Consider the following 2,494-nt stretch of genomic DNA (forward strand, 5'->3'; position numbering starts at 1 on the left):
AACAGAAACGCTCCTCGATGATCTTTCCGTTCTTGACTGTATAGATTCCAACTTCGTCCATGCTCATACGTTGACCAGTGGCCTTTGGTGTTACGTCCATCGTGAAGCGCACCACGAACTGGTCGCCATTGACGTACGGACCTTCTACCGAGGCACCATGAACCTCATGGTTCGCCTGCCACCAATCACCCTTCTGCTTGACGGCATCCTTGCCCCGGCAGACCGCCATCGGACCATCCATGGCTTCATAGCTTACGATGTCGTCGGAATTGTACTTTGCGGCGGCACCTTCGTGATCGTTCGATTTGAGAAGATTAGTGAAATCCTTGGCAAGTTCTAGAGTTGTCATTTGTTGGCTCCTTATTCAAGCGAATATGCGGCCTCCTTGCCACCATACCATTCACCGCCGATGGCGGACATACGGGTTTAGTAACAAGCGTCTGATTTAATCCACTCTCATGTTCGCCTGGGACCGGGCGAACATTTAGTCTAGGCACAGCAAGGAATACAATTTCCAGTTCGGCATCGCGCAATGGTCGGGGCTGGCCATAACGTTTGAAACTGTTTCACAAGCTTTTGATGATTTTCGCAGGTACGACATTTACGCCATTTCGATCGCTCGGTGATCCTGTTCCCGCGTAATGGCAAAGTCCGTGGCTGCTGGATGCTAGCCGGTTCTGGCAGCAGCGGCCTGATCGGGGACTCATGGCCCGAGCCGCGCCAGCTTGCGTTCGTGCCCATTCAGCCACCAGCTGATCTGTGGCATCCAGCGTCAAACGGGTTTTCCGCATTGGCTGCGGCTTACCTTCCTGCTTGCTGCCGCTTCCACTCTTGGTAGCGCGCCTTGTTCTCGGCATTGGTAGGGTGAAGTCCAGGCAGGGCCGCACGTTCGTTCACCTGCTGCATGATCCATCCTTCGAGGCGTTCCTGCTCGGGTGCAAGCTCCAGAACGTCATTAATGAAGGCTGCGGGAATGACCACAGCGCCGTCATTGTCAATGACGATGATATCGTTCGGAAATACGGCGACGCCGCCGCAGCCTATCGGCTGATCCCAGTCAACAAAAGTGAGACCTGCAACCGATGGCGGTGCGGCAACACCCGAGCACCAGACCGGCAAGTTGGTGCCGAGCACTCCGTCTAGGTCGCGCACGACACCGTCCGTTACGAGGGCGGCTATGTTCTTCTTCGCCATCCGGGCACAAAGGATGTCACCGAAAATGCCGGCATCCTTGATGCCCATCGCATCGACAACCGCAATGCAGTCCTCCGGCATCGCTTCGATCGCCGCGCGCGTAGATTTGGGAGACGACCACGATTCAGGAGTTGCCAGATCTTCGCGAGCCGGAACAAAGCGCAGTGTGAAGGCACGGCCGACAATGCGGCCCTGACCTTGCTTGATCGGCATAGCTCCGCGAATCCACACGTTGCGCAGGCCCTTCTTGAGAAGGATGGTCGTCAGCGTTGCGGTGGTGACGCCGGAGAGGATTTCCTTGATTTCAACATCGGTTGCCATTGGTTTGCCTTTCTTGGGGGTGGGGCTTTAGATGCTCGTGATCATTCCGCCGTCGACGCGGATGATACTGCCGGTGATAAACGACGCTCTGGTACTCGCCAGGAACGCGACAACGTCGCCGTATTCCTCCGGATTGCCGTAACGACCGACCGGGATCGTCGCAACGCTTTCGGCAGATACATCTTCGACGCAACGTCCTTCTCTGTTTGCTTTTTGCTCATCAAGGAAAATGATCCGCGGCGTAGCGATGCGACCCGGGAGAACGATGTTGCAGGTGATGCCCACGCCTCCGACTTCCTTCGCAAGGGTCTTCGACCAACCGACAAGCGTTGAGCGGAGTGCGTTGGACAGGCCGAGGTTCGGAATGGGAGCAACAACGCCTGACGAAGCAGACGTGATGATGCGTCCCCATCCAGCGTTGCGCATGCCCGGAAGAATGCGATCCGTCAACGCAATGACGGAAAGGACCATGGACTGGAAGAATTTCGACCATTGCTCCGCTGCCTGACCAGACACTGGCGTCGGTGGCGGACCACCGGTGTTATTGACGAGGATCGAAACGTGGCCGTACCGGTCTTCAATTGCTGCGACGTTGCGCTCAATTACAGCAAGGTCGCTAATGTTCCACTTGATCGAAAATGCCTCTCTGCCTGCCGATCTGATGCAGTCGGCCGTCTTCTCGGCGGCCTCGCCGTCGATGTCAGCGACGACCACCTTCGCACCCTCCGCCGCAAGGCTACGCACGATTGCTCCACCCACTCCACCGCCGGCGCCCAACACCAGTGCGCATGTTCCCGAGATTCCTAAATCCATTGAGGTCTTCCTTCCAGGCACAGGTCACGGCGCGACGAAGCTCGGCGGCAAGCCGGGTTGATCGCAATGGTCGGGACGGTTTGACCGTGGTCAGTCGCCGGGACAGCCTCTCACTATCGATTCGCATTGCCAGATCCTCTTATCGCAATCGTGTTTCAAGATTGAC

The 2,494-nt window shown here is 56.8% G+C and carries 3 protein-coding genes; all 3 read right to left on the reverse strand.

The features are described 5' to 3' along the window. On the reverse strand, positions 1–349 hold a 349-nt coding region (locus AAAC48_RS08835), incomplete at its 3' end, for a nuclear transport factor 2 family protein (RefSeq protein ID WP_340653825.1). Positions 350–801: 452 nt separating this feature from the next. Continuing rightward, positions 802–1,515, reverse strand: a complete 714-nt coding sequence (locus tag AAAC48_RS08840) for a ribonuclease activity regulator RraA (protein WP_340653826.1) — start codon at positions 1,513–1,515, stop codon at positions 802–804. A 27-nt stretch (positions 1,516–1,542) separates the two neighbouring features. Beyond that, a complete protein-coding gene (locus AAAC48_RS08845; protein WP_340653827.1) occupies positions 1,543–2,328 on the reverse strand; it encodes an SDR family oxidoreductase in 786 nt (261 codons plus the stop codon). Between the last annotated feature and the right edge of the window lie 166 nt (positions 2,329–2,494).

Origin of the sequence: Phyllobacterium sp. (assembly GCF_037994405.1) — a bacterium.
Lineage (GTDB): Bacteria > Pseudomonadota > Alphaproteobacteria > Rhizobiales > Rhizobiaceae > Phyllobacterium.

Excerpts from the sequence above, each read along its gene's own strand:
- AAAC48_RS08845 (WP_340653827.1), bottom strand. The coding sequence starts at position 2,328 with ATGGATTTAGGAATCTCGGGAACATGCGCACTGGTGTTGGGCGCCGGC.
- AAAC48_RS08840 (WP_340653826.1), bottom strand. The coding sequence starts at position 1,515 with ATGGCAACCGATGTTGAAATCAAGGAAATCCTCTCCGGCGTCACCACC.